This window comes from Vreelandella maris (assembly GCF_013371085.1).
Lineage (GTDB): Bacteria > Pseudomonadota > Gammaproteobacteria > Pseudomonadales > Halomonadaceae > Vreelandella > Vreelandella maris.
On sequence record NZ_JABWCV010000006.1, the window covers coordinates 1 to 22,353 of the forward strand.

24 protein-coding genes and 1 other RNA gene are annotated in these 22,353 nt (G+C 56.0%); 13 read left to right on the forward strand and 12 right to left on the reverse strand.

The features are described from left to right. Positions 1 to 389: 389 nt before the first annotated feature. Positions 390 to 1,415 (forward strand): aspartate carbamoyltransferase, encoded by a 1,026-nt coding sequence (locus tag HUO07_RS06330; protein WP_176302871.1) that lies wholly within the window; start codon positions 390 to 392, stop codon positions 1,413 to 1,415. A gap of 19 nt (positions 1,416 to 1,434) precedes the next feature. Here the strand turns inward: HUO07_RS06330 and ruvX are convergent, their stop codons facing one another. From ruvX to HUO07_RS06350, 4 genes are all read right to left on the reverse strand, one after another. Next, positions 1,435 to 1,890, reverse strand: coding sequence for a Holliday junction resolvase RuvX (ruvX, locus tag HUO07_RS06335; protein WP_176302872.1), 456 nt, complete (start codon positions 1,888 to 1,890; stop codon positions 1,435 to 1,437). Further along, positions 1,890 to 2,447 (reverse strand): YqgE/AlgH family protein, encoded by a 558-nt coding sequence (locus HUO07_RS06340; RefSeq protein WP_176302873.1) that lies wholly within the window; start codon positions 2,445 to 2,447, stop codon positions 1,890 to 1,892. Before HUO07_RS06340 ends, ruvX begins: the two co-directional genes overlap by 1 nt. A gap of 72 nt (positions 2,448 to 2,519) precedes the next feature. Next, positions 2,520 to 3,476, reverse strand: a complete 957-nt coding sequence (gene gshB, locus HUO07_RS06345; RefSeq protein ID WP_176302874.1) for a glutathione synthase — start codon at positions 3,474 to 3,476, stop codon at positions 2,520 to 2,522. A 77-nt stretch (positions 3,477 to 3,553) separates the two neighbouring features. Beyond that, the gene (locus tag HUO07_RS06350; RefSeq protein WP_176302875.1) at positions 3,554 to 4,246 is read right to left on the reverse strand and encodes a CvfB family protein; all 693 of its coding nucleotides are present in this window, start codon (positions 4,244 to 4,246) and stop codon (positions 3,554 to 3,556) included. Between the two features lie 192 nt (positions 4,247 to 4,438). Here HUO07_RS06350 and HUO07_RS21685 point away from each other — a divergent pair, with 192 nt between their 5' ends. The 4 genes from HUO07_RS21685 to HUO07_RS06360 all read left to right on the forward strand — a co-directional run bounded on the left by HUO07_RS21685 (position 4,439) and on the right by HUO07_RS06360 (position 6,097). After that, entirely contained in the window at positions 4,439 to 4,627 is a 189-nt protein-coding gene (locus tag HUO07_RS21685) for a hypothetical protein (RefSeq protein WP_246286509.1), read from the forward strand. 132 nt (positions 4,628 to 4,759) lie between these two features. After that, positions 4,760 to 5,104 (forward strand): sodium:solute symporter family transporter, encoded by a 345-nt coding sequence (locus HUO07_RS21690; protein WP_246286511.1) that lies wholly within the window; start codon positions 4,760 to 4,762, stop codon positions 5,102 to 5,104. After that, the gene (locus HUO07_RS21695; protein ID WP_246286513.1) at positions 5,050 to 5,556 is read left to right on the forward strand and encodes a hypothetical protein; all 507 of its coding nucleotides are present in this window, start codon (positions 5,050 to 5,052) and stop codon (positions 5,554 to 5,556) included. The genes HUO07_RS21690 and HUO07_RS21695 overlap by 55 nt, the downstream gene beginning before the upstream one ends. After that, complete coding sequence (locus HUO07_RS06360; protein WP_176302876.1) at positions 5,534 to 6,097, forward strand: hypothetical protein; 564 nt, start codon at positions 5,534 to 5,536, stop codon at positions 6,095 to 6,097. Before HUO07_RS21695 ends, HUO07_RS06360 begins: the two co-directional genes overlap by 23 nt. A gap of 24 nt (positions 6,098 to 6,121) precedes the next feature. Here the strand turns inward: HUO07_RS06360 and HUO07_RS06365 are convergent, their stop codons facing one another. From HUO07_RS06365 to HUO07_RS06375, 3 genes are read right to left on the reverse strand one after another with little or no spacing between them, the layout of a single operon-like run. Beyond that, entirely contained in the window at positions 6,122 to 6,898 is a 777-nt protein-coding gene (locus tag HUO07_RS06365; protein WP_176302877.1) for a 16S rRNA (uracil(1498)-N(3))-methyltransferase, read from the reverse strand. Positions 6,899 to 6,901: 3 nt separating this feature from the next. After that, positions 6,902 to 7,402 (reverse strand): protein-export chaperone SecB, encoded by a 501-nt coding sequence (secB, locus tag HUO07_RS06370; protein WP_176302878.1) that lies wholly within the window; start codon positions 7,400 to 7,402, stop codon positions 6,902 to 6,904. 41 nt (positions 7,403 to 7,443) lie between these two features. After that, positions 7,444 to 7,866 (reverse strand): rhodanese-like domain-containing protein, encoded by a 423-nt coding sequence (locus HUO07_RS06375; RefSeq protein WP_008959138.1) that lies wholly within the window; start codon positions 7,864 to 7,866, stop codon positions 7,444 to 7,446. A 202-nt stretch (positions 7,867 to 8,068) separates the two neighbouring features. On the opposite strand from HUO07_RS06375, the gene gpmI reads away from it, so the two are divergent. The 3 genes from gpmI to HUO07_RS06390 all read left to right on the forward strand — a co-directional run bounded on the left by gpmI (position 8,069) and on the right by HUO07_RS06390 (position 12,225). Continuing rightward, positions 8,069 to 9,646 (forward strand): 2,3-bisphosphoglycerate-independent phosphoglycerate mutase, encoded by a 1,578-nt coding sequence (gene gpmI / locus HUO07_RS06380; protein WP_176302879.1) that lies wholly within the window; start codon positions 8,069 to 8,071, stop codon positions 9,644 to 9,646. A 5-nt stretch (positions 9,647 to 9,651) separates the two neighbouring features. Further along, complete coding sequence (locus HUO07_RS06385; protein ID WP_176302880.1) at positions 9,652 to 10,788, forward strand: murein hydrolase activator EnvC family protein; 1,137 nt, start codon at positions 9,652 to 9,654, stop codon at positions 10,786 to 10,788. A gap of 120 nt (positions 10,789 to 10,908) precedes the next feature. Beyond that, complete coding sequence (locus tag HUO07_RS06390) at positions 10,909 to 12,225, forward strand: S41 family peptidase (RefSeq protein WP_176302881.1); 1,317 nt, start codon at positions 10,909 to 10,911, stop codon at positions 12,223 to 12,225. 28 nt (positions 12,226 to 12,253) lie between these two features. On the opposite strand, the gene HUO07_RS06395 is transcribed toward HUO07_RS06390, so the two are convergent. The 4 genes from HUO07_RS06395 to HUO07_RS06410 all read right to left on the reverse strand — a co-directional run bounded on the left by HUO07_RS06395 (position 12,254) and on the right by HUO07_RS06410 (position 16,882). After that, the gene (locus tag HUO07_RS06395) at positions 12,254 to 13,540 is read right to left on the reverse strand and encodes a UbiH/UbiF/VisC/COQ6 family ubiquinone biosynthesis hydroxylase (protein ID WP_176302882.1); all 1,287 of its coding nucleotides are present in this window, start codon (positions 13,538 to 13,540) and stop codon (positions 12,254 to 12,256) included. A gap of 52 nt (positions 13,541 to 13,592) precedes the next feature. Continuing rightward, positions 13,593 to 14,834 carry a 2-octaprenyl-6-methoxyphenyl hydroxylase gene (ubiH, locus tag HUO07_RS06400; RefSeq protein WP_176302883.1) on the reverse strand — a complete coding sequence of 414 codons (1,242 nt, stop codon included), beginning with the start codon at positions 14,832 to 14,834 and terminating at the stop codon, positions 13,593 to 13,595. 96 nt (positions 14,835 to 14,930) lie between these two features. Then, a complete protein-coding gene (gene pepP / locus HUO07_RS06405) occupies positions 14,931 to 16,268 on the reverse strand; it encodes a Xaa-Pro aminopeptidase (RefSeq protein ID WP_176303057.1) in 1,338 nt (445 codons plus the stop codon). Positions 16,269 to 16,303: 35 nt separating this feature from the next. Then, positions 16,304 to 16,882, reverse strand: coding sequence for a UPF0149 family protein (locus tag HUO07_RS06410; protein WP_176302884.1), 579 nt, complete (start codon positions 16,880 to 16,882; stop codon positions 16,304 to 16,306). A 170-nt stretch (positions 16,883 to 17,052) separates the two neighbouring features. Here HUO07_RS06410 and HUO07_RS06415 point away from each other — a divergent pair, with 170 nt between their 5' ends. From HUO07_RS06415 to HUO07_RS06425, 3 genes are all read left to right on the forward strand, one after another. After that, positions 17,053 to 17,364: a cell division protein ZapA gene (locus HUO07_RS06415; RefSeq protein ID WP_008959129.1), complete on the forward strand. Its 312-nt coding sequence runs from the start codon at positions 17,053 to 17,055 to the stop codon at positions 17,362 to 17,364. Between the two features lie 124 nt (positions 17,365 to 17,488). Beyond that, a non-coding RNA gene (ssrS, locus tag HUO07_RS06420) (6S RNA) lies at positions 17,489 to 17,671 on the forward strand. Positions 17,672 to 17,693: 22 nt separating this feature from the next. Beyond that, the gene (locus tag HUO07_RS06425; RefSeq protein ID WP_176302885.1) at positions 17,694 to 18,308 is read left to right on the forward strand and encodes a 5-formyltetrahydrofolate cyclo-ligase; all 615 of its coding nucleotides are present in this window, start codon (positions 17,694 to 17,696) and stop codon (positions 18,306 to 18,308) included. 445 nt (positions 18,309 to 18,753) lie between these two features. Here HUO07_RS06425 and ilvA read toward each other — a convergent pair whose 3' ends face one another. After that, positions 18,754 to 20,268 (reverse strand): threonine ammonia-lyase, biosynthetic, encoded by a 1,515-nt coding sequence (gene ilvA / locus HUO07_RS06430; protein ID WP_101145055.1) that lies wholly within the window; start codon positions 20,266 to 20,268, stop codon positions 18,754 to 18,756. 141 nt (positions 20,269 to 20,409) lie between these two features. Between ilvA and rpiA the strand changes: the two genes are divergently transcribed. Both rpiA and HUO07_RS06440 read left to right on the forward strand, forming a co-directional pair. Then, positions 20,410 to 21,084: a ribose-5-phosphate isomerase RpiA gene (gene rpiA / locus HUO07_RS06435; protein WP_176302886.1), complete on the forward strand. Its 675-nt coding sequence runs from the start codon at positions 20,410 to 20,412 to the stop codon at positions 21,082 to 21,084. 259 nt (positions 21,085 to 21,343) lie between these two features. Beyond that, on the forward strand, positions 21,344 to 22,315 hold the full coding sequence (locus HUO07_RS06440) for an NAD-dependent epimerase/dehydratase family protein (RefSeq protein ID WP_176302887.1): 972 nt from the start codon (positions 21,344 to 21,346) through the stop codon (positions 22,313 to 22,315). Positions 22,316 to 22,353: the final 38 nt, after the last annotated feature.

A 22,353-nucleotide genomic window follows, 5' to 3' on the forward strand; every position in this document is an offset into this window, starting at 1 on the left:
GAATTACCTGATCAAATTGTTAAAGAGCTGTTTCGCTGTCCTGGTTACTGTGAAAGCAACCTGGCGAGCCGTTGACTTGGCTTGCCGCAGCGAGGAAGGCGTATTCTACGCATTTCCTGGTGGTTGTCAAGGGCGTTATTTTCGATGCAAACCTGACCACATCCAAAACCGCTAACTACCTGACAAACCGAAGGTTTTCACCTTCATTTACCGCTGGTAACGCTTGGCGTCCCCGGCAGCGGATGCGTACTTTACGGATTCGCGGCCGGGTTGGCAAGGGCTTTTGTAGAAAAATTACAGATTAGCCGCTCCTAGTGGATTAAACCCCTTCGGCGCCAACCTCGTTGGCGGTTACACTAGTCTCATCTACCACATTGCTGAGGTCCGCCATGAGCCACCACCTGCTAACTGTCGACTCATTAAACCGTGAAAGCGTTGATTATTTACTGCGTGTTGCTGCGCGCATGGAGCCAATCGCTCAACGACGCCAAGTGACGCGCGTGTTGGAAGGGGCGGTACTCGGCAATCTATTTTTTGAAGCCAGCACAAGAACACGGGTCAGCTTTAATGCAGCCTTTTGCCGCTTGGGCGGCAGCGTGTGCGATACCACTGGCTTTACCTTCTCCTCTATGGCGAAGGGCGAGTCACTCTACGACACCAGCCGGGTAATGAGTGGCTACTGTGACGCCATTGTGATGCGCCACCCCGACCAGGGCTCAGTGGCTGAATTTGCTGCAGCTACTAACGTACCAGTGATTAATGGCGGCGACGGCCCTGGCGAGCACCCCAGCCAAGCGCTGCTTGACCTTTATACGATTGATAAAGAGTTTCAGCGCTTGGGTAAATCGCTGACCGGTGCCCATATCTTACTCACTGGGGATTTGAAATACGGTCGCACCGTCCATTCACTGATCAAGCTTTTATCACTCTATGATCCGCTGCGAATTACGCTGGTATCACCGCCAGGCCTTGAAATGCCCTCAAAACTGATTGATCTAGTGGCATCGCGCGGCCATCGCATTGAGCAGTGCGACTCATTAGCCAACGACTTTGCAGATTTAGATGTGGTGTACACCACGCGTATTCAGAAAGAGCGCTTTACCGACGAGATGAATGAGAGTTTTCAGGGGCTTTCCGACGACTTTATGGTCAACCGCGATTTTCTGGACCAGCGCTGCAGCCAAAGCACAATAGTGATGCACCCGTTGCCTAGGGACAGCCGCCCCGGTGCGAATGATTTAAACGTGGATCTGAACGGCGACCCGCGTCTGGCGATTTTCCGCCAAACCGATAACGGCATTCCTATGCGGATGGCGATTTTCGCAACGTTACTAAAGGTCGACGAATTGATTGAGCAAGAGTTGCGGCCGGTGCGCTGGTACGTGCCAACTCAAACAGGCACGCTAGATCGCTAAAAGAAGGGCTTCATAGGCGTTACAGTGAAAGACGCCCACCTGGCAAACCTTCCTGGTGGGCAAACCAGCCTTCAAGAATAAGAATAGCCGCAATGCCATCGACACTATCTTGCCGATAGTTGCCTTTATGGCCCGCCTCACGGGCGATCATTTTCGCCTCCCGCGTGGTACCACGCTCATCGACCATTTCACACGGTTTACCAAAACGGCCATGCAGACGATTGCCGAACTTGCGGGCGCGAGTGCTCATCTCTGATTCGCTACCATCCATATTCAGCGGCAGCCCCACCACCATTAGATCAGGCTGCCATTCTTTAAGCAGCCGCGACACGACGTTCCAATCTGGAATCCCATCTCGCGCCGTCAGCGGCGTGAGCTCCCGCGCGCTGTGCAGCAACTCGTTGCCCACCGCCACACCGATACGCCGAGTGCCGTAGTCAAAGGCCAGGATTAAGCGCTGCCCCGCTTCAGCCATTAAGCGTGCCCCGCATCTCGGGTCATTAGGTTAAGGTCGATACCGAGCAAACCTGCCGCCGCCGTTAACCGCTCGACGGGGGGCGTGTTGAATAGCACGCTGCTCTGAGCTTCTACCGTTAACCAACTATTCTCTTTAAGCTCTTCTTCTAGCTGCCCCACTTCCCAGCCCGCGCAACCCAAACAGACTAAAAAGTGCTCAGGGCCATCGCCAGCAGCAAAGGCCTGGAGAATATCCAAAGATGTGGTGAGCGCTATGCCATCTTCCACCTGAATACTCGAGTCCCATTGCTGGCTATCCCCGACATGCAGAATGAAGCCACGATCTTTGTGCATCGGCCCGCCGTAATAAACCGGTGCATTGCGGTGCGGGCTTGCCTCACCACCCAGTTCCAGTTGATCAAACAGGGCTTCAAGGGTGATCTCTAACGGTCGGTTAGTAATCACCCCCATGCAGCCGTTGTTATCGTGATCGCAAAGATAGATCAGACTACCGGCAAAATTAGGGTCTTCTAGATGTGGCATGGCCATTAAAAAGTGATGTTTCAAACTTTGCATGCGTCTCCCACTGCCTGCTGGGATTTCAGCAGGCGTAGCGTAATGAATGTAATTATAGGCGTAGGGGCGCGCTTAGGCTAAGCGGCGTTCTATAGCATCTAGCAGTAAACCGGCGATATTGGTGCCACGTTGGTCATCAATTTCGCGTACGCAGGTAGGGCTGGTGACATTTATTTCAGTAATGTAGTCACCAATGACATCTAGACCCACGAACATTAGGCCCTTGTCACGAATCACTGGCTGCACCTGTTGAATAAGCCAATGGTCACGTTCAGTGAGTTCACGGCTGACGCCCCGCCCACCTGCAGCCAGGTTGCCACGGGTTTCGCCCGCTGATGGAATGCGCGCCAGACCAAAGGGTACGGGTTCACCATCGACCAATAGAATGCGCGTATCGCCATCCTTAATTGCAGGCAGATAACGCTGCGCCATGATTTGGCGTTGGCCGCGAAAGGTGAGCTGCTCAATCACTGCGCCGATATTGCGACTATCTGGGCCAATATGAAAAATTCCGGTACCGCCCATGCCATCCAGTGGTTTGAAGATCACGTCGCCGTGCTCGGCGTGGAAGGCGCGCAGTACCTCATTGCGGCTTGCGACGACCGTGGGCGCACAGCACTGGGGAAACTGCTGGGCAAACAGCTTTTCATTACACTGTAATAGCGCCGCCGTGGGATTGACTATCAACACACCTTCACGCTCAGCAAAGCCCAGCAGATGTACGGCATTGGTAAAATCGGCGTCGACGGGCGGGTCTTTACGCATCAGCACCACGTCCAGCTCTACTAGCGGGCGCGCAGAAGGTTCGCCCAAGTCGTACCAATGATTAGGGTCACGGTGCACAGTTAAAGGCCGCATGCGTGCGTAGGCTTGCCCCGCATTTAAGAAAAGATCTTCCTGCTCCATATAGTGCAGGGTATAACCACGCTCCTGGGCAGCCCATAGCATGGCCATAGTAGTGTCTTTCTTGTAAGCGATGTCGCTGATGGGATCCATCACAACGCCGAGATGCAGATTTGATTGGCTCATCGGGGGCAGTATCCAAACATGAACAATAGATGCCCAGTATGCCGCACTGCCCGCTAGGCTCCAACTGCCCCAGCTAACTACTCACTCAGCGCGCCGGGCACTAAGCGAATAGCGTCAGGCTCGAGGGTGATCAACTGCTGCTTGTAAAGCCGCCCAATGGCCTGTTTATAGGCGCTTTTACTCACACCTAAGCGTGCTTTGACTTCATGGGCAGGGCTTTTATCCCCCAGCGCCAAATAACCGCCGCTTTCACGCAGCACTTGCAGGATCTTGTCGCCGACCACATCGAGCCGGGCAGCGCCTGGCGGTAGTAGCGAGATATTTAAGCGACCGTCGTCACGGCGCTGCTTCACATAGCCCTTAACTGACTGGCCGCGGCGTAGCGGTTGAGTAACGTCATCTTGATAAATGAGTCCCCAGTAGCGGTGATTGACCACTACTTTCATCCCCAAATCGGTACGCTCAGCAACCACGACGGCCACCTCATCGCCTTTTTCCAGGGCCCAGGCGTCATCTGTCAGAAAGCGATCCAGCTTCATCGTGGCCACTGGTCGCCCCTGGTCATCGCTATACAGCATTACTAGCACGCGCTTGCCGGGATCAGGGCGAAAATGTTGCTCGCTAAAGGGCAGCAACACATCTTTTGGCTGCCCCCACTGCAAAAATGCGCCAATGTTATTGACGGCCGTGACCGTTAGATACGCCACTTCGCCCAACTGGGCAGATGCATCGCTGGCGGATCGGGGGGATGAGTGTGACTCACGGACCATGGGGAACATCCTTCAAGTAATATAGAACAACATTATGGTGTCTGGCACACACAGGGCAAAGCGAGATGTTGATTTTTTAGTGGTCGAAAGCGCTTGTGACACCTGATAAAGCAATCACTTCACAACCTGCTACTATCAAAACACTAGACGAAATTAGGCGTAGGGGAGCGAACATGGAAGGGTTCACGCTTTTTGGATACGTTAGTGCTGATCGGCTATATCGGCCTTATTGCCTGGATTGGTTCGCGTTTTGGCAAAGACCAGCACAATCCTGAGGACTACTTTTTAGGCGGCCGCAAAATACCGGGCTGGGCGATAGTGCCATCACCTTTATCGGAGCACCTGGCTGGGGCCTCGAGGGCGGCCTTGAACGCTTGGTGACATTTATCAATGTACCTTTGGCCATGATCGTGTTGATTTTGATCAGAGCCAGATACAGCGTGTCTTATCCAGCCCTTCGGTGCTCGATCCCCAGCGCTCGTTGCTGTCGGCGGTTATCTACTGATTCCACAAATGCTGCTATTTCTTTTTATTGGCGTCATTTTGGCGACCTATTACCAGCAGCATGGGCTAACGCCCCCTGATGATCTGAATGAGCTGTTGCCCCGCTATGTCGTCAACGCGTTTCCTTCAGGCATGGCCGGGCTGGTGTTTGCCGGGGCGTTTGCTGCGGCCATGTCGAGCCTCGATTCGGCGCTCAACTCACTCTCAGCAGTGACCGTGCGAGATTTTTACAGCCGCTATCTCAAACCCAATGCTAGCGATGCCCATTACTTAAAAGCGTCACGACTAGCCACTATTTTTTGGGGCTCTATGCCACGCTGTTTGCCTTCTTTGCGGGTAACCTTGGCCCTGTGATCGAAGCGGTCAATCAAATCGGTTCGTGGTTCTACGGCGCACTGCTCGGCACCTTCCTGTTGGCTATCTTCAGCCACCGCGCCAATGCGCGCGGCGCCACGGCAGGGCTCATTACCGGCATGTTTGCCGTATGGGCAGTCTCTGCGCTACTCGATATCTCTTGGCTGTACAACAACACGGACGGCGTAGCGGTGTCGATGTCCGTTGGCTATCTCGTGAGCCTAACGGCTCCCGCCCCAAGCCAAGAGCAGTTGAGCGATGTGATAATGACGGAAGCGGCACCGGACATGCAGGCCGTGCTGGCAGCGCGAGCTGATAACGCTCAGGTGATCGGCAAAGAGGCCCGCCTGACGCGGCGTCGCTGTATCGGCTTATTTAGTTGGTTTTGTCTCATGCTGGGCATGTTAGCGCTGCTACAGGGTTGGGCGAATGAGTGGTGGGCGAATGGTTGAGTGCTTAACACTAGCCCGTCGGATTACTGCGACAGCCGCTCAAAAGCGCTTACAACGCCTAGGGGCCAATGCTTGCGAACCGGCCTGGATTCGACTGTGGGCCACTGGCTTAGGCGTGGCTGATGGCAAGCCAGGGGCGTGGTTACTCTCTGCTCAAGAAATGCGTCGCGCACTGCTACTGGTGGATGCTGAACTACCCGCTCAAAAAGAAAAACCCAGTGCAGGCGTTAAAATTGATAGTGGTTCACCGCCAACGCCAGAAGCGATGGATCGACTGTGGCTATGGGAACGCATAGCCACCCCGCGCCACTGGCGAATCCAGATGCTGGATAGCACGCCTGTACCGATATGGCTGCCCTGCTGGCTGGGATACGCACGTGGCCGACAACTCCGTTTAACGGTGCTCAGTGGGTTATCGGGAGAAACACTACCGATGCTTAAGCCCATCGTGCTTAAGGGGCTTCAACAGGCATATCGAAATGGGCATGAATCAGCGACAAAGAATTCAAGGACAAAAGCGCGAAGGGAAAAGGCGGTGTGATAGAGTTTTGCTGATAGTAAGTGCTTACAAATCGCCAAAGTAGTGTTGTAGCAGGGAAAGCGCCACTATTGGTGCTGTTTCTGTTCGCAATACCCGGGGACCGAGTGTTAGCGGCGTAAAGGTAGCGGTTTGGGCAGCCGCAATATCGCTTTCGCTCAAACCGCCTTCCGGACCAATCAGCAGAGCCACCGACGCCGGCCGGTCTTGACGATCAAACGCATTGCCGGTCGCTAGATGCAGCATCAAGCGCAGCGGTTCCCGGCGCTCTGCAAGCCATGCTTGAAGCGCCATGGGCGGATACACTGGCGGAACTACCGCTCGACCGCTCTGCTCGCAGGCGCTGGCAGCCACCGCTTGCCAGTGCGCCAGCTTTTTATCTTCACGGTCGCCTTTCAATCGCACATCGCCACGCTCGGTGTAGAGCGGCGTAATGGCCGCCACGCCCAGCTCGACGGCTTTTTGAATGGCATAATCCATTCGGTCGCCTTTAGAGATGGCTTGGCCTAAATGGACGGACAGTGGCGATTCACCACTGCCCGGCCACACCGCTTCGACTCGCGCTAGCGCCTGCTTGCGGCTAACGTCCACCAAGCGCACCCCTGCTTCAAGACCCTGGCCGTCAAATAGCACCAGCGGCGCGCCTTCACCCATGCGCAATACACGGGTGACATGACGAGCAGGCCCTTCCGGCAGTGCCAGCTCACTCCCTGTCACAAAAGCAGCAGGCACATAGAGGCGTGGCATTTTGCCGTGCTGGGCATACCAATCAGCGGCGTGGGTTGCTGATAAGGCGTTTGACATCGCTTAGTGGGTGTTCTCTTCGGCTTGCTTGGCTTCGCGCTGCTTTCGCTGGGCGTACATTGCTTCGAAGTTAACCGGCGCCAGCATCAGCGGCGGGAAACCACCGCGGTTGACCAGGTTATCGACGCACTCACGCGCATAGGGGAACAGCAGGTTAGGGCAGAAGGCGCCCAGGGTCTGTTCCAGTTGTGCGCCTTCGATGCCGGCAATGCGGAACAGGCCGGCCTGTTCAACTTCGGCCAGGAAAGACGTTGTGCCAGTTTCGTTATCGTTCACTTGAGCGGTCACTTTGACCACGACTTCGTACTGGTCGTCAGCAATCTTGGTGCTGGTGGTATTCAGATCCAGGTTCACCTTGGGTTTGAACGCCTGCTTAAATACCGACGGGGAATTCGGCGCTTCAAACGAAATATCTTTTACATAAATGCGCTGCAGCGAAAACTTCAACTGCGGCTTTTCATCCGTTGAGGCACCAGCCTGGGGGGTATTGTTATCTTCCGCCATGATATAGCTCCTGATTGTTCATTAAATAAAAATAACGTCGCTTACTTCTTAACCACCGGCAGGCCATCGCCTTGCCACTGCGCCATACCGCCTCTTAACTTGTAAGCGCGCTCAAAGCCTGCTTTGGTGAGTTTGGCCTGTGCGGCACCAGAACTCTGGCCGTGCTTGCATACCACGATGATCGGCTGGGCTTTTACTTTTTCCAGTTCGCTCATGCGGCTATCGAGGTTGCTTTGCGGAATGTTGCGCGCCCCCGCGATATGCCCGGCTTTAAAGTCTTTGCTTTCACGGATGTCCAGCACCACCGCGTCTTCGCGGTTGATAAGCTGAGTGGCCTGCGAGGCGGTCAGTGCATTTGTAGAGGCGCTACGCGTTTCATAAATGATCCACGCGATTAGCACCAGCAAAAATGCCCCGACTAGCAGGGGGTGGTTCTGTACGAATTCGAACACCTGATCGATCATCGCGAACACAATCTCTTGGTCAATGCAGAAAAAAGCGGCCTAACCGCTGCCAAAACGCGACAAGTATACACGTCAGATAGCTTCCCGCGCAGGCCTTGATCATGACGCCTGGCAGTTGCCTGCGTTATGATGCCCCAAGCGTGCGTCCGTCGCGACCCCGAATTTTCGAGTCGTTCGGCTTGCCAATCTTAACGAGGTTTTTATGGATACTTCGCGTACCCCGCGCCCAGTGGCGCTGATTATTCTCGATGGCTACGGCCACAACCCCGACAGCGACCATAATGCCGTCGCTGCTGCCCATAAACCGGTGATGGATAAATTGTGGGAAACCTGCCCGCACACCTTCGTTCATACCGATGGTCTTAACGTGGGGCTCCCCGAAGGCCAAATGGGTAACTCGGAAGTTGGGCATATGAATATTGGTGCCGGGCGTATCGTGTATCAGGACTTCACCCGCATCAGCAAAGCGATTGAAGACGGCGACCTGGATGTCAATGAAAATCTTACCCAGCCGATTGACGAAGCCGTCGCCAACGGCAAGCCGGTACACTTGATTGGCCTGCTCTCCCCCGGCGGCGTCCATAGCCATGAAGAGCACTTTATTGCCATGGCCGAATTGGCCGCACGCCGCGGTGCTCAGCGTATTTTCATTCACGCCTTTCTCGATGGCCGCGATATGCCACCGCAAAGCGCGCTATCCTCAATAGAGCGTGCCAATGCTCGGCTAGCAGAGCTGGTAGGCGCTGACAACGGCTTCGTAGCCTCAATTATTGGCCGCTTTTATGCCATGGATCGAGACAACCGCTGGGAACGAGTAGAGCAAGCCTATCGCCTGCTGACCGAGGGCCATGCGGAACACTACGCCACCAGCGCTGAAGCCGCGCTACGCAACGCCTACCAGCGCGGTGAAACTGACGAGTTTGTAGCAGCGAGCAGCATACCGCAGAAAGACGGCACCAAAGAGCATGCAGTAACCCTACAGGATGGCGATGCCGCCATTTTCCTTAATTTCCGCTCCGACCGCGCCCGTGAGTTGACCCGCGCCTTCGTCGAACCGAATTTCAAGGGCTTCGAGCGGCGTGTATGTCCGAAGCTTGCGGGCAAGGGGCTGGTGACGATGACCCAGTATGCCGCTGATATTCCCGCCCTCGCCGCCTTCCCGCCATCAGATCTTAACGACACCTTGGGGGAAGTCGTCGCCAAGCGCGGCTTGAAACAGCTGCGTATTGCCGAAACCGAAAAGTACCCTCACGTGACGTTTTTCTTTTCGGGCGGTAATGAAGCTGAGTACGAGGGCGAAGAACGCATCCTGGTGCCCTCGCCCCGTGATGTGCGCACTTACGATGAAAAGCCTGAAATGAGTGCCTTTGAGATCACCGACAAACTGGTAGAGGCCATCGATGACGGCCGCTTCGACCTGATCGTTTGCAACTACGCCAACGGTGACATGGTCGGCCACACCGGTGACTTTGACGCCGCGGTAAAAGCCATTGAAACTGTCGACACCTGCGTGGGCCGCGTGGTCGAAGCCATCGAGCGCGCTGGCGGCGCCTGCTTAATTACCGCCGATCACGGCAATGCAGAACAGATGGTGCATCCTGAAACAGGCGCTCCGCAAACTGCTCACACTACCTTTGTGGTACCGCTCATTTACGTTGGCAAGCGCCCAGCCTCGCTTGAAGAGGGCAAACTATGCGACCTGGCCCCTACACTGCTGACCATGATGGATCAACAACAGCCCGAGGCAATGACCGGAAAACCACTGATTCATTACAAGTAGTGCCCATGCGGTGGTATTTAGCAGTGACGCTCCTGCTGGCGTTAGTTTACACGCCAGCGGGTTTCGCTCAGCAGGATGAAAGCGCGGCGCGCCAGCAGTTGGATGCGATTGGCCAGGAGATCGAGTCCGTCGCCCAACGCCTCAGCGCCACTGGTCAAGCCCGCGATGATGCCGAGCGCGAGCTTCAGGAAGTCGAAACGGAGCTTGCCGAAACGCATCAGCGCTTAGACACACTGCAAGCGGAGCGCCGCCAGCTAAACGACGAAACGACCCAGCTACGCCAGCACCGCGATCGGCTAGAGAGCGAGCGCGCCGATCAGTATGCGGCCCTGGGCCAACAGCTTTCAGCGCTTTATCGGCTTGGCCCAACGCCACAGCTCAAGCTGCTGCTTAACCAGGGCGACCCTGCTGAGCTTGACCGTATGCAGGCCTACATGAACCGGCTAACGGAAGCACGTAATCGTCGCTTAGAGGCTATCGCCAAGCTAGACACCGCCCTGGCTGAGACCCAGCAAGAGCTGAGCGAGCGCCAGGCCCGCCTCGATACGTTGGCCGACGAGTTAGAAGAACAAAGCGCGCTGCTTGCCGAGCGCACTACCGAACGGCGTGGCGTTGTTTCTAACCTGGATGACCGCTACGGCAGTGAAGAAGAGCGGCTGGCCGACCTCAACCAAAGCCGTGAAGAAGCCGAGCAAGTGCTGCGCAATATCCAAGCCGAAATGGCAAAACTTGCCGAACCATCGCCCACTACGCATATTGTCAGTACCCAAGGTGATTTACCTTGGCCAGTACAGGGCTCCATCAGTAGCAATTTCCACCATCGCGATGGTGTGCACTACAACGGTATTGTCATTCAAGCCAGCGCAGGCACGCCGGTGACCGCCGTTCATACCGGCCGCGTAGTGTTTGCCGACTGGATGCGGGGGTTTGGCAACCTGCTCATTATCGATCATGGCGACCAAATCATGACGCTGCACGCACACTTGCAGCAGTTTAGCGTTAGACCTGGGCAGCAGGTCAGCCGCGGTGATGAAATCGGCCGTGTGGGGGGCAGCGGTGGTCAGAACCGCGCCGCGCTTTACTTTGAAGTGCGCCGAGGCGGTGAACCCATTAATCCGCAGCGTTGGATTGCACGCCGCTGACGGGATAAGCTGCACTATTATAAATATCTCAGTTTATAAATGACTCAGTTGTTAATGTTATTCCAGCTACTATTTCAAGGTGACGCACCACGACGCCACCTATCGCCCTGCGGAGTCTGCATGACGCTATCTGTTACCGGGGTATCCACCCCCGCCAAGCGCCTTTTGGCTACCCTGCTGCCGATTGTTTTACTGTCGGCCCCGCTACCGTTACTTGCCCAACCAGCCAGTAGCAGCGTGGTGGATGAGCCTGTCTCTAACGAACTCCCCCTTGAAGATATCCAGACCTTCGCCGAGGTGTTTGAACGCATCAAGCGTGCCTACGTTGAAGAGGTCGACGATCGCACGCTGCTGCGCAACGCCATGCGCGGCATGTTGAGCGAGCTTGACCCCCACTCCGCCTACCTGGATGAGGAGGAGTACCAAAGCCTGCGAGAGTCGACCCAGGGCGAATTTGGCGGTATTGGTATTGAAGTGGGCACCGAGAACGGCCAATTGATGGTCATTACGCCTATCGATGACACCCCGGCCTCCCGCGCCGGTTTACAGTCCCGCGATATTATCGTGGCCATCGACGGTACGCCTACCGAGAGCATGTCGCTGCAGGAAGCGGTAACCCTGATGCGCGGCGAGCCCAATACCGAGATTCGCATTAGCGTGTTGCGTTCAGGGGAAGATACGCCGCGTGAGTTCATCCTCACCCGCGAGATTATTCGCAGCGAGAGCGTTAAGCACGAGTTGCTTGAACCGGGTTACGGTTACCTACGCATCAGCCAATTCCAATCGCGTACGCCTGATCAGGCCCGCGAAGCGCTGGAGCGCATGGCACAGGGTCAGCCACTGGAAGGGTTGATACTCGATTTACGTAATAATCCCGGCGGTGTGCTGCAGGCCGCCGTTGGCATTACCGACCTGTTTCTGGACGAAGGGCTGATCGTCTATACCGAGGGGCGCCTCTCGGATACCGAAATGTCGTTCTCTGCCTCCCCCGCCACGCCGGCTAGTGATGTTCCCCTGGTGGTGCTGATCAACGGCGGCAGTGCATCAGCGGCAGAAATTGTCGCCGGTGCGCTGCAGGATCAACGGCGCGGCGTCATCATGGGCACCGGCAGTTTTGGCAAGGGGTCGGTGCAGCAGATCATGCCGCTGGGCAATGGCGAAGGCCTAAAACTGACGACGGCACTCTACTACACCCCCAACGGGCGCTCTATCCAGGCCCAGGGTATTGAACCCGATGTAGAGGTGGTCCGCGGCCGTCTGGAAGTAGCCGAGAGCCGTCGTGAAATTCGCGAAGCCGACCTTGAAGGCCACCTAAGCGCCCAGCAGGCGCCCCGTGATCGACAGGAGATGGCCGAGCGGCTACTTGACGATTACCAGCTCAGCGAAGCGCTTAATCTGCTTAAAGCGCTCAACGTTGTCGATCGTCAGCGGCGTTAACGGCCGCTTACTTTAACGACGACCTGATTTAACGGCAAGTAAGCGGCAGGCGGCCGCGCTCTCCGGTCGCCTGCCGCATCAATACCCGCTTCAGTGGCACCAACTGATTCATGCCGCTCATGCCCAGGTTGCGCATCATCGTCAATGCCGGATCGTGACTGCCAAACAGTACTTTAAAGCCCTTCATCAACCCCAGCATGGCGCTGTTATCAAAGCGCCGACGCCGCTCATAGCGCCTTAGCGTACTCAGTTCTCCCCAAGGAGCGCCACGCTGCCAGGCGTGTACCACCTCTTCGGCCAGCACCGCCGCATCCATTAGCCCCAGATTCACCCCCTGGCCCGCCAGCGGATGAATACTGTGGGCCGCATCCCCCACCAGCGCGAAATGCGGCTGCACATAGTGGCGGGCATGGCGCTGCACTAGCGGAAAACGGTGGGCCTTATCGCAGGCAGTAACGTCTCCTAGACGATGACCAAACGCTTCCCCAAGCGCCTCCCCCAGTGCGTCACGAGACAGCGCGCTCAACTCATCGGCGTGCTCTGGGGTGGTTGACCAGACGATAGAGCAGTAATGCTCATTGCCTTCCACGGTTAAAGGCAGGAATGCCAGCGGCCGGCCATCAATAAATGCTTGCCGCGCCGTGCCGCCATGAGGCTTGGCGCACTGCACCGTGGTCACGACAGCGTGCTGTTGCATATCGTCGCTGGCTACCTCAATATCCGCCATCTCACGCAGCACCGAGTGAGCACCGTCGGCGGCCACGATAAGCGACGCGTGTAGCTGGCGCCCATCGTCAAGTATGAGCCAATCCCCACTAGTAGCACGATTGCCATTGACAGCATGGCTATTGGCACGCTGCAGCGCTTGCGGGCTAGCACCAAAAAACGTCGTGACGTTGGGGTGGTCTAGCACTTGACGATTGAGTGCGGCCAGCGTGACCGTGTTCTCAACGATATGGCCAAGCACCGCCACGCCCGCCTCATAAGCGGAAAAAGCGATTTCGCCACTGCCTTCGGCATCCCACACCTGCATGCCGCGGTAGGGAGTTACCCGGGTTGCCTGCATGGCGGGCCAAGCGCCCACATGCGCTAGCAAGCGCTGGGAAACCGGCGTTAATGCGCTAACGCGCGGAGCAGGTAGCGGGCCAGTGGCCTTATCCAGACTTATTGGCGCAGGCCTTGCCTCGACCAACGCAACTTTCATCCCCGCTTGTGCCAACAACGCACAGAACGCGGTACCGACCATGCCGCCGCCGACAATGATGGCCTCAAAGTGCTCAACCGGCGGCTTTGCAGTAGATGAGTCAGTCTGCATAGAAATCCTTTTTAACTAGCGCCAGCGAGCGCAGCTATTGATTGTAGATAGCCTAGCGTTCCAGGCCCATGGCACGTCTGGCCAGTCCTCGCCTTAACGGCCCCACCAGGTTCAGGCCAATCAAGCCCGCCGCACGGGCATGGGGCAACAGCGGAAAGGAGAGCCCGAACAGCCTGACCAGGCCGTCGCTAAAGCGAATCACGTTGGCGCGATCCCGTGAACGCTGCTTCTCGAAGGCCTGCAGTGTGACCATATCTCCCAGCGGTCGCTTCGCCAGCTCCCCCTGCTCCAAGGCATCGACCAGATCCATCACCCCGCGCAGCGCCAGGTTAAACCCTTGCCCAGCAACCGGATGCAGGGCGTGGGCGGCGTTGCCCAATACCGCCAGCCCCGGCCGTACCGGTTCCTCGGCGGTTACCAGTGAGAGCGGATAAGCATGTCGGGCACCCAGCTGCGTAAACCGGCCCACTCGATCACCAAACGCCTGCTGTAACTGAAGCAGAAATTCACGCTCCGGCAGTGCCATACGCGCATTTTCGCTACCGCTAGGATGCGTCCATATCAACTCCATGGCTTGACCCGGCAGTGGCAGCAGGGCCATTGGCCCTTGGGTGGTAAAGCGCTCGTAAGCGACCCCCTCGTGAGGTTGGCTGACGCCCACATGCGCGATCAAAGCTGTCTGCTGGTAAGGCTCTCGGCGGCTGCCAATACCCAATTGCTCTTTAAGCCCAGACCGCCCTCCATCCGCCAATACCGTCAAGCCAGCAGTAAGCTGGCTTCCATCCGAGAGCTTGAGATGATGCCCGCCCGCTACGGGGGTCAGCTGCTCCACCTTCGCGGGGCAGTGCCACTCCAGCGGTAACTCGGCTAAACGCCGATGCAGTACACGCCCCATCCAGGCGTTGGGAATCACGTGGCCCAGTGCCGCGACGCCCAGCTCGTCAGCACTCAGCCGTGTCGCTCCCAGGCGGCCACGCTCACTGATATGAATACGCTTGATCGGTGTCGCCTCATGACGCATAGCTTCCCACACACCCAACTGCTCGAAGCGCTGGGCAGAGCCTTCGGCGATCGCGCTGGCCCGGGCATCAAAGCTGGGTTGCCAGGCGCTTTCCAGTGACTGCGCCGTTAACGGTGCCGATTCAATCACGGCCACCCGCCAGCCGTAGCGCTCAATCAGCGGTGCAAGAGCACAGCCTAGGCTCGCCCCCACTAACCCACCGCCCACAATCACAATGTCATGGGTCAGCGCTTGAGCAGTGTCATGATCAGTCATCTGTTTAGCCCGCTGCATCGGCTTCTCCCTCGCCATACCGCCGCACTCTAGAGGCAACTAATAATTCGTAACGTAATTTACATAACGTACAATTAATGCTCTAAATACTGGTTATTATTTAGCCATTAAGGCCTCAATATCAGCCACCTGCTTGGGCACGTCCGCCGTCAGCACAGCATGCCCATCCTTCGTCACGACCACATTGTCTTCAATCCGAATGCCAATACCGTGATAGGCATCAGGAATATCGTCATCGCTGGGAATATAGAGGCCGGGCTCTACGGTGAGTACCATGCCTGGAGCAAGGGGGCGCGGCGTTTGCTCGTCCAGGCGATAGGTGCCGACATCGTGCACGTCCAGCCCCAACCAGTGTGACGTCGAGTGCAGATAAAAGCGTCGATAGCTCTCATCATCAATGCGCGCCTGAACGTCACCTTCCAGCAGGCCAAGCTCAATCAGCCCAGCGGTTAAGTCATGCACCACGCCCTGATGAATATCCGCCAGTGTGGCGCCCGGCTGGACAGCGCTAACGGCGCGCACCTGTGCGTCGAGTACAACCTGATACAGCGCTCGCTGCGCAGCGCTGAACCGCCCAGTGACCGGAAACGTACGGGTGATATCCCCGGCGTACAGCTCAAATTCGGCGCCCGCATCAATCAATACCAGACCGTCATCACACAGCGGTGCGCTGTTTTCAATATAGTGCAGGACACAGGCGTTGGCACCGCTGCCGACAATCGTGCTGTAAGCCGGGCCACTGGCGCCCTGCCAGACAAACTCATGCTCTAGTTCGGCCTGGAGCTGGAATTCGCTGAGCCCAGGGCGACATACTTGCATGGCACGCCGATGAGCCCGTGCGGATATCATCGCCGCATGCTTGAGCAGGGCAATCTCGGCCTCACTCTTGATCAGCCGCATGGCGTGGATCAATGGACTAATGTCCAACCAGCCCTTCAACGCTGGCCGCCCGCGCCTAAGCCCTGCCTGAGCACTGTGTAGGGCCTCTTCAGCCACGGCGACTGCCTCACCATTATCAAGGGGTAGATAGAGCAATTCGCGCCCCGTCAGCAGCTCGACCAGCTGCTCATCGCGATCCGCGTTTTCGAATGCCTGGTCAATCCCATGCTCGGCCACCACGCCAGCGGCTCCCAGCCGACGCCCTGTCCACGCTTCCATGGTGGGGTCTCGATCCTGGCAGAACACCACGCTTTCGCCTTCTGCTCGCCCCGGCAGCAGCACCAGCAGCGCGTCCGGTTCGCGAATGCCGGTCAGGTAGTAACAATCACTGTTCTGACGGAAGGCGAATTCACTGTCCCGTGAGCGGGTCACAAGGCTAGCACCAGGGAGCACTACCGCGGCGTTATCCGGTAGCTGCGCCATCAAGGCATCACGGCGCTGGCGATACTCCGCCAGGCCAATGGCGGAGGGGCGAGGTAACATCTCGGGCAGCACGGTCTCTGACAACATAAAGGCTCCAGGCTAAGTGATTAATGAATGGGGGCGTCGGTTTGCTCTACTTGCGGCATACCTGGGTGCTGCTCGGTATACAGCAGCATGGCGGCCATACGGGCATGCTCAGTCAGCGCAAACAGATCATTTTCGTTCTCGGGGCTGTCATCAATATCGGTATCGATGCGGCCTAACCCTTCCAGGTCACTCAGTGCCTCGCGCAGCGCCTGTGACCAACGCTCACGCAGCTCACTGTCAGCTACCTCGTCGACCACCTCGATAAAGCCTAGCGTCCACTCCTTCAGGCCCTGCGCCTGCTCGGCCAGTGAGAACAGCTCATCGGGCAGCAGCGGCGTATAGTCCAGGTCGCTGGCGCTGAGCGCCTCTACGGTTTGCCGCCGCCAGCCTAATAGCCGCTCGGCACTTGGCTGGTCGCGTGGCTGTTCAACACCTAAGCTCTGGCAGACTTCGTCCAACCAGTCCTCGGCACTCACATTGCGCAGCGCCAGCAGCGCGCACAAACGGCCATCCAAGAAAGCCGGAGATTGCATGCTGCCATGCAGTAGAAAAACATCGGCGACGTCAGAAAAGTCCTGACGCTCATCAATCAATGACATAGTATTTGATAACCTCGTATTTATTCGTGGCACTGGAAGTATGGGTGATAGAGCTTGCGCGTTGACCGCGCACAAGCGCCTCTCTTATAGTGAGTGGCACCTGGCACCTATCTTCCTATGCTGTGATGTTAACGCATTGGGCCCCCTGCTGGCCCGTGCTGGAGTCTTTGATGAGTAATGCCAAGCGGCCAACCAAAGAAATAACCCTGTTAGGGCGCGGCTATATCATTGCCTGCGACACGGGCGAAGAAGCCAAACTTGACCGCGCCGCGCGCTATCTTGATCGCGCCATGCAGGGTATCAATGCCCAAAGCAGCGTACTGGGTAGTGAGCGAATTGCTATCATGGCGGCCCTCAATATCACCCATGAACTGCTTGAAGCCATGGATGAACACCGCGCCGGTGAGGCGAACCTGAATCGGTTAAATGATCGCCTTGAACGGGCGTTGGCCAAAACACGCCAACCCTCACGTCAACCCTAGGCATTGTTTATCTTAGACATTGTTTACCCTGGGCATTGTTTAAAAGCACTGCAAACGGCCTAAAAACTCGGCGAACGTTTCACCCAGCCCTTTGGCATTAGCCATCGCTCTGTTAGGATGGCGGGGTTCTCTGGGGTGTGCGCCAGTCGTTATAGTCCCTCGAGCCTATGCGTAATACCCAGGGGGCCAAATGCTAGCCAGACCCGTGTGCATGTCCGTGCGTCGGAAAGCCTGACGGTTTGGCTGCGGCCACCCACCTGAACCAGTAGGTTCAGGGCCAGAACGACAGCGGCACTCTGGAGAACACCCCTGCAAGAGAGAACCTATGCATGGAAAGCCTCCATCACGACGAGGATAAGCGCGCACTTCGCCGCCTTTTACGTCGCCAACGCCAAGCCCTTTCTCAGCATGAGCAGCGCCTTGCGGCCCAACGCTTGTGTCAGCACCTGAAAACCCTACCTGAAATCCGCCGCGCACGGCGTATAAGCCTGTACCTGCCCGTCAACGGTGAAATTGACCCGATGCCGCTGCTTCCCTGGCTGCGCAAACGTAACGTCGAGGTTTATTTACCTGTTTTACGTCCTTTCAGCACGAATACCCTCTGGTTCGTCGCCTACCGGCCCGATACCCCAATGGTAAAAAACCGCTTTGGTATTTGGGAGCCCGATTTACGCTTTAGCGCTCAGCAGCGCAACCGGCTACCGGCCTGGGCGCTAGATACGCTGATTGTGCCGCTGGTTGGCTTTGATGGTAATGCTAACCGTATGGGCATGGGGGGCGGATTTTACGACCGCAGCTTGGCGTTCATGCATCGCCCTGGGCCGTCGCCTACCCTGATCGGCATCGCCCATGCCTGCCAGCAGGTGGCATCTCTGCCTGTGGAGCCATGGGACGTGCCTTTACAAGCCGTGGTCAGTGATCAAGGCGGCGTACACCGCCAATAAGCCGCCCACAAAAAAGGCTGACCCAGTCAAGGATCAGCCTTTCTCATCTGATATCTATTACCCGGATAAACAGTGGAGCTGCCGCAGTTGTCGGAGATTAACTACCTGACAACGCCTGTGCATAACCGGTCGCGAGCACCCCTAATGCAAACACCACCATCAACGCCATTACCATATCAGGCTTCTTACGCCGCATGCCGCTTCTCCAACACCTTTGTCGTTACCGAATGTGTGAAATCTGCCACCCTTTACTGTCGCCAACAGGGTGGCAAACTTGCTTAATTTCGCTCACGACTATAGGGCGATATGGTCACCACTGACAACAACTTGAATGATGTTTTCCAACCTTATTTCAAACATTTTAGTAACGTTATGTTACTGGCTGCTCTGGCATCTAGGGTAAGCAACCACTTACACACATCGTTTTGCTCATTACTGACCAGCACTAGGCCATGAACAGCCGATAAGCCGGATTATCGCTCTCGCGCCAATAGCGGTAACCGATAGCGTCTAAGTACTCTGCCACATGGGTTCGGTCGCCATTAGGCACTTGCATGCCCACCAATACTCGGCCATACGCCGCACCATGGTTGCGATAATGAAACAGCGAAATATTCCAATCGTGGGGCAGTTGGGTCAAAAAGTTCATCAATGCGCCAGGGCGTTCAGGGAACTCAAAGCGATACACCTCCTCTTCGAAGCGCTCGCTGGGTCGACCGCCGCTCAAATGGCGAATATGCAGCTTCGCCAACTCGTTATCGGTCAGGTCTTCCACCTGGTAGCCGCCTTCACGCAGCTTATCAATCACCGCCTGGCGATCTTCGCCACCGGGCTTGACCTGAACACCGACATAGATATGCGCTTCACTGCTATCGGCATAACGGTAGCTGAACTCAGTCACCATGCGCTTGCCCAGGGTACGGCAAAACTTTTTAAAGCTGCCGGGCTTCTCGGCAATGGTTACCGCCAGAATTGCCTCACGTTGCTCACCCAGCTCCGTGCGCTCGGCGATGTGCTGCAGACGATCAAAGTTGGTATTGGCCCCCGAATTGATACACAGCAGCGTCTCGCCTTCGGCACCGGTCTGCTGGATATATTTTTTCAGCCCCGCCAGCGAGAGCGCGCCGGAGGTTTCAGCCACAGCACGGGTATCCTCAAAAATATCTTTCACCGCCGCGCACATTTCATCGGTATTGACAGTAATAACACCATCAATCAGGCCTTGGATCAGTGAAAACGGCACTTCGCCGATCTGCGCAACCGCGACGCCTTCGGCAAACACGCCTACTTGGTCGAGTATCACACGCTCACCCGCCTCTAATGCAGCTTTAAGGCAGGCGCTGTCTTCGGCTTCGACACCAATCACTTTGATATCCGGACGCAGGTACTTGACGTAAGCCGCCACCCCCGCAATCAATCCACCGCCGCCCACCGGTACGAAGATGGCATCCAGCCGCCCCGCATGCTGGCGCAAGATTTCCACTCCGATGGTGCCTTGTCCAGCCACCACGTCAATATCGTCAAATGGCGGAATATAGGTATAGCCGTGCTCTTTGATGAGTTCTTGCGCATGCTCGGCCGCCGCTGCAAAGGCATCCCCTTTTAGGATGACCTTGGCACCCCGGGCGCGTACCGCCTGAACTTTAATATCCGGGGTAATCCGCGGCATCACAATGACGGCTTTGACGCCCATCAACTTGGCGGCCATAGCCAGCCCTTGGGCATGGTTACCCGCGGAGGCGGCAATAACGCCTTTATCTTTTTGCGCCTGGGTGAGCTGCGCCATTTTGTTATAAGCGCCGCGGATCTTGAATGAAAACACCGGCTGTAGATCTTCGCGCTTAATCAAAATCTGGTTGTTGAAACGACGCGACAAAAAGGGTGCAGGGGTAATCGGGGTCTCACAAGCGGCTTCATAAACGCGGGCCTGGAGGATCTTTTTGACGGTTGCTTCGAGCATGCGGGTATCCCAAGGGAAGAACGTGAACGGACAAAAGCTTTTATTGGTAGCAGATTACGCCTAGTCGCGTCTAGGTCGCTATACTAGCGCCATTAACTCTTTACTGACTCACACTAGACTGACTCACTAGGCTTACTCTTTATGAACCAGGATGAACTGAAGGCCGCCGTGGCGGATGCAGCCATTGCAGAAATTAAACCTAAGCTGGAAAAGGATACCATCTTAGGTATTGGTACTGGCTCAACGGCCAATCTGTTTATTGATCGCCTTGGGCCGCTGCGGCATCTTTTTAAAGGCGCGGTGGCCAGTTCAGAAGCGAGCGCCAAGCGCCTTGAAGCCTTGGGCATTGACGTATTTGAGCTCAACAGCGTTGGCACTGTCCCTTTTTATATTGATGGTGCAGACGAAGTAAATGCTAACTTACATATGATCAAAGGCGGTGGCGCAGCGCTCACCCGCGAAAAAATCGTGGCGGCCTGCGCCGAGCGTTTTATCTGCATTGCTGATGGCTCTAAGTACGTGCATCAATTAGGCAACTTTCCGCTACCAGTAGAAGTCATACCGATGGCACGCTCTTATGTCGCTCGCGAGCTTGTCGCACTAGGGGCAGAACCGGTCTACCGCCAGGGAGTGGTGACCGACAACGGCAACCAGATTATCGACTGCTTTGATTTCATGATCGCAGACCCGGTGGCCATGGAAGCGCGTATCAATGCCATCGTAGGTGTGGTCACCAATGGTCTGTTTGCCGCACGTGGCGCCGATGTTCTACTGCTGGGTACAGCGGATGGCGTAGAGCGTCAGGCGTTAAGCTAATCTATTAACCTTGATCAAACACTATTTCTGAGGCTGGGCCAGCGAAGCAGGCTAGCTCAGCTATCTGCTGTTAGTGCTTGTATACAGCAACTCTTATCTCATTATTGTTAGAAAAACCATTTTCTCGTTGTAGAAATATCAGCCTCCCGGCGCTTGTATCTAAATGTAAATTTATTTAACTTTAGTGTACATAATGTTTCCAAGCACACCGAGTAGCACGTTAGCTAACGTGCGCATTGTGCTAACCGGGAGAGCCAATATGCCTACTTATCCTCATCGTGCCCTTGTCACTGGTGGTGCCGGCTTTATTGGCTCTCATAGCGTTGAGCTACTTCTTGAGAATAATTTCAACGTTCGGGTGCTAGACAACTTCTCCTCTGGCCATTTAAGCAATCTTCCGACACATCCGCAGCTTGAAGTAGTGGTAGGCGATATTCGTGATAGAGATGACGTTCAAGCTGCAATGCAGGGCATGACCCATTGCCTTCATCTTGCCGCACAGGTATCTGTTGCAAAATCTGTTGAAGATCCCATTGGCTCGGCGACCCATAATATTTTAGGTGCTCTTAACGTTATGCACGCCGCAGCAAACGCGAAGGTCAGCAAACTGGTATACGCATCGTCTGCCGCCGTGTATGGCATCCCTGCTCAACTGCCGCTGTTAGAGGAAGCCGAGCTACAGCCCCTATCTCCTTACGGACTAGAAAAGTGGGTAGATGAGCGTTATGCCGCTCTATTAGGCAGCCTGCATGGCTTACCCAGTTTAGGGCTTCGTTACTTCAATGTTTATGGCCCACGCCAGGATCCAAGCTCGCCCTACGCTGGCGTCATTGCGCGTTTTCTTGATCGACTGCTGAGCCACCAAGCCCCCGTTGTCTTTGGCGATGGACGACAGACCCGTGATTTTATTTATGTCGGCGATATTGCTCGCGCCAATATGGCTGCGCTGCTGAGTGCCCAGTGTGGAATTTGTAACGTTGCGAACGGCCAACAGATTGATTTGCTAGGCTTGATTGCACTACTTGGCCAACTCACTAACTGCCATTTACCCCCACAGCATCTACCCGCTAATGCGGAAGATATCCGTTACTCCTGTGGCAATAACCAGCGCTTAACCGAGTGGTTGGCGATTGAACCAAAGTGGAACTTAACAGAAGGCCTAAGCGAGCTGATTCATTATGTAAGCAAATCGCATGTAGCCCATGATGAGCCAGTCAATATAAGAGCCTAAGTAACCCCTTGCGTGCTCCTTTCATCACCCCATAGGTG